The sequence below is a fragment of the Mesorhizobium sp. M7A.F.Ca.US.005.03.2.1 genome (genome assembly GCF_003997795.1).
Classification (GTDB): domain Bacteria; phylum Pseudomonadota; class Alphaproteobacteria; order Rhizobiales; family Rhizobiaceae; genus Mesorhizobium; species Mesorhizobium ciceri.
Genome location: NZ_RZRP01000587.1, coordinates 1 through 4,022 on the forward strand (window position 1 = coordinate 1; position 4,022 = coordinate 4,022).

General features: G+C 63.6%; 4 protein-coding genes. 2 read left to right on the top strand and 2 right to left on the bottom strand.

The genetic code is table 11. From position 1 onward, the window contains the following. The first annotated feature begins 133 nt into the window (after positions 1-133). Both EN991_RS26175 and EN991_RS26180 read left to right on the top strand, forming a co-directional pair. Positions 134-1,354: a cysteine desulfurase-like protein gene (locus EN991_RS26175; protein WP_348630506.1), complete on the top strand. Its 1,221-nt coding sequence runs from the start codon at positions 134-136 to the stop codon at positions 1,352-1,354. A gap of 1 nt (position 1,355) precedes the next feature. After that, complete coding sequence (locus EN991_RS26180; RefSeq protein ID WP_013528422.1) at positions 1,356-1,937, top strand: cupin domain-containing protein; 582 nt, start codon at positions 1,356-1,358, stop codon at positions 1,935-1,937. A gap of 100 nt (positions 1,938-2,037) precedes the next feature. Here the strand turns inward: EN991_RS26180 and EN991_RS26185 are convergent, their stop codons facing one another. Continuing rightward, positions 2,038-3,441, bottom strand: coding sequence for an MATE family efflux transporter (locus tag EN991_RS26185; protein WP_127369853.1), 1,404 nt, complete (start codon positions 3,439-3,441; stop codon positions 2,038-2,040). 167 nt (positions 3,442-3,608) lie between these two features. Beyond that, on the bottom strand, positions 3,609-4,022 hold a 414-nt coding region (locus tag EN991_RS26190; RefSeq protein ID WP_245461080.1), incomplete at its 5' end, for an FGGY-family carbohydrate kinase.

Genomic DNA, 4,022 nt, shown 5'->3' on the forward strand with positions numbered 1-4,022 from the left:
GTCGCCATCCATGAAGCGGCCGGCTGAACGCGTGAAGCCGCTGCTGGCGGCGGTCGAGGGGCCGCCGCACAACGATCATCAGACACGGAATTCAGACATGGATATAGATACGGTCCGCGATGCTTTTCCGGCGATGGCGAGAGGTGCCGGGCCGAAGAAGCGGATTTTCTTCGACAATCCCGCGGGAACCCAGATGGCGAGCCGTTCGATCGAGCGTATGACGCGTGCCATGATCGAAACCAACGCCAATCTTGGTGGCTATTTCGAAACCTCACTCGCGGCCCAGGCGATGGTCGACGACGCGCATCAGGCGATGGCCGATTTCTTCAATGCCGCCGACCGGCGTGAGGTGGTGTTCGGCCAGAACATGACGACTCTGACTTTCGCCGTCTCGCGCGCCATCGGCCGCGATCTGAACGCCGGCGACGCCATCGTGCTGACGCGCATGGATCATGACGCCAACGTCGCACCCTGGCTGATGCTGGCGGAGGATCGGGGGCTTGAAGTACGCTGGATCGACCTCGATCCAAAAACCTTCGAACTCGACCTGTCGACGCTGGAGGCGACTATCGACGAGGACGTCAAGCTGGTCGCCGTCGGATATGCCAGCAACGTTACCGGCACGATCAACGACGTGAAGCGGATCGCGCAGCGCGCCCGCGCGATCGGGGCGCTGAGCTATATCGACGCGGTGCAGTTCGCGCCGCATGGGGTGATCGACGTCCAGGAGATCGGCTGTGATTTCCTGGTTTGCTCGGCCTACAAATTTTTTGGACCGCATCACGGGGTGTTGTGGGGCCGTTTCGATCTGCTGCAGGCGCTGACCGCCTATAAGGTGCGCGCGGCTTCCAATACGCCACCTGGAAAATTCGAGACGGGAACGACAAGCCGCGAGGCGCTTGCCGGGGTGCTTGGCGCCGTCGAGCACTATGCCTGGCTCGGACAGTCCTTCGGCAACGTCCACCCGCAGGCGACGCGGCGGGAGCGCATCGTCGCCGGCATTGAAGTCGCCGACCGTTATGAGCGTGTCCTGACAGCACGGCTGATTGCCGGATTGTCTAGAATTGATGGCGTCTTGATCCAGGGCATATCCGATGTGGCGGCGCTGGCGCGCCGTGTGCCTACCGTGTCGATCACCGTTGACGGAACCGATCCCGCCGATATCGCCAAGGCGATGGCAGAGGAAGGCATCTATCTCTGGCACGGTCACAATTACGGTTTGGAGCCAATCAAGCGGCTGGGGCTTGCGGACCGCAACGGTGTCGTCCGCATCGGGCTGGCTCATTACAACACCGAGGCGGAAGTCGATTTCCTGCTGGCGAAGCTGGCGGACTGGATGAAGACGCGGACCTGACATGCGCGACAGAAACGGAACCCCGAGGATCGGCGTCAAGCTGCGCCATGCCAGACAGGTGCTTGGCCTCAGCCTGGAAGAGCTCGGCGCCCGCATCGGGCTGACAGAGGGTTATCTCTCGAAGATCGAAAACGACCGCGCTACACCGTCCATGGCGGCTCTGCATCGGCTGGTGCAGGCGCTGGGCATCAACATGAACGCGATGTTCGGCACGCTGCAGCACAATGCCTCGGAAGTGTTCGTTTTGCGGCAGAACGAGCGTCCGCACATGGAGACGGGACATCGGCGTTCGGGCAACCATGTCGTGCTCGAGCAATTGGTGCCGTCCGGTCCGGAATATCTGCTGCAGATCAACGTTCATGTGATCGAGGCCGGCGGCGGCAGCCCCGAGTTGATCAGCCACAAGGGACAAGAGTTCGGCTACGTGCTCGAAGGTTCCGTCGAATTGCTGGTCGAGGCGAACGTGGTGGCGCTCGAGGCAGGCGACGCGTTCTATTTCAACTCCGAACTCGGCCACGGCTACCGCAATATCGGTTCGACCACGGTCCGCATCCTCTGGGTCAACACGCCGCCGACATTCTGACCGCCTCCAGCGCGGCGCCGGATTTTGAGGGAGTTCTGCAGGCGTTGTTCAATGAGCCAACGTCCACAGGACAACAGCCGCCGAGCCCAATTGAGCTGTTTCAATGCCCGAACGCGAGCGGCGGCGCCAGTCGGTCGCGCCGCAGCCAGCGCGCCAGCAGCAGCGCGGCCACCACGGCCAGCCCCGTCGACAGGCCGATCCAGATGCCGACGCCATGCAGGCCGAAATGGAAGGCGAGCAGCACCCCAAGCGGCAGGCCGACGCCCCAATAGCCGATCGCGGCATAGATCATCGGCACCTTGGTGTCGTGCAGGCCGCGCAGCATGCCGGCGGCCACCGCCTGGGCGCCGTCGAAGACCTGGAACAGCGCCGCGAAGACCAGGAACGACACGGCAAGTTCGATCACCCTGGCATTGGCCGGATTGCTCAGATCGATGAAGGCGCTGATCAGCGGATGCGGCCACAGGATCATCACCAGCCCCATCAGCGCCATGAAGGAAACGCCGATGACGAAGGCGGTCCAGCCGGCGCGCGACACGCCTTGCGGATTGCCGGCGCCATGCGCAAGGCCGACGCGCACCGTCACCGCCTGGTTGAGGCCAAGCGGCACCATGAAGGAGATCGAGGCGATCTGGATGGCGATCGCGTGCGCGGCCAGCGAATCCGCGTCGATCAGGCCCATCAGCAGGGCGGCCGCATTGAAGATAGTCACCTCGAAGGCGAGAATGCCGGCAATCGGCAGGCCGAGCCGCAACAGGCCCTTGAAGCGTGGCCAGTCCGATCGCCAGAACCGTCCGAACAGACGATAACGGCGGAACTTCTTCTCCAGTATCACCACGGCAGCCAGGCCGATGAACATCAGCGTTGAGGACAGCGAGGTGGCAAGGCCCGACCCGGCAATGCCCATCGACGGCACGCCGAGATTGCCGAACATGAACACCCAGTTGAAGAAGGCATTGCAGGCGACGGCAACAAAGACGATGACCAGCGCCCAGCCCGGCCGCTCCAGCGCCGAGATAAACGAGCGCAGCACGATATAGAAGTAGAAGGGCAGCACCGCCCATTCGAGCCAGCGCAGATAGATGCCGGCCTGATGCGCCAGTGCCGGTTCCTGGCCCATGGCCAGCAGAATGCCTTCGCCGTGCCAAAGCACGAGCCAGATCGGAATCGAGATCAGGATCGCCAGCCACAGGCCCTGGCGCACGGTGCGGCGCAGGTCGCGCACCGAATAGCGGCGGCGGCCAAGCTCGGTGGCGATCATCGGCGATGTCGCCAGCATCAGGCCGAGGCCGAAGATCAGCGGCATGAAATAGAGGTTGGCGCCAAGCGCGCCACTGGCCAGCGTATCCGGCCCCAGCCGGCCCATCATCATGACGTCGGTGGCCGTCATCGCGGTCTGGCCGAGATTGGTCAGCACCATCGGCCAGGCGAGCGCCAGCGTCGCCCTGATTTCCTGACGCCAAAGATTTTCCGGCGCGCGAGCGCCGGCTTCGATCGCAGACATTGTTCCGCTCTTTCCAGCTACGGCGCGTCGGCCAGAGCCGGAAGCCGCATGTCAAACGGCAAAACCTTCGGTTTCGCGGCGTTTGCGTCAGCTTCTGGACGAAACGCGACATGAAGGCAAGAGAGGAGGGACGGGAACGGATTGAGCCAGGGACCGGCCCCGATGCTCTAGCGGATCGCGTCCAGCATCCGCCGCTGGCGGTGCATCTCAAGGAAAACCTTGTAGTCGCGGTCGAAACGCCCTGATGATTTCGGGTTCGACGCGCGCGTCCTGCCGCCTTGCTGCATGGCAAGACAGGCCGCGTTGAGGTCGGGAAACAGCCCGGCCGCGGTGGCGGCGATCATGCCGGTGCCGAGCAGCACCGCCTCGTCGGCCAGCGGCTCGATCACCGTGCAGCCGGTGGCGTCGGCATAGAGCTCCATCAACAGCGGGTTCTTGGTGTGGCCGCCGGTGACATGCAGCGTATCGATCAGATAGCCGTTCTCGTTCAGCGCCTCCAGCACGTGGCGCACGCCGAGCGCGATGCCGACGGCGGTGCGCCAGTAGAGCTTGCACAGGCTGTCGAAGGAGGAGTCCAGCGT

Coding starts and splice junctions, on each gene's coding strand:
- EN991_RS26175 (WP_348630506.1), top strand. CDS start 134: ATGGCGAGAGGTGCCGGGCCGAAGAAGCGGATTTTCTTCGACAATCCC.
- EN991_RS26180 (WP_013528422.1), top strand. CDS start 1,356: ATGCGCGACAGAAACGGAACCCCGAGGATCGGCGTCAAGCTGCGCCAT.
- EN991_RS26185 (WP_127369853.1), bottom strand. CDS start 3,441: ATGTCTGCGATCGAAGCCGGCGCTCGCGCGCCGGAAAATCTTTGGCGT.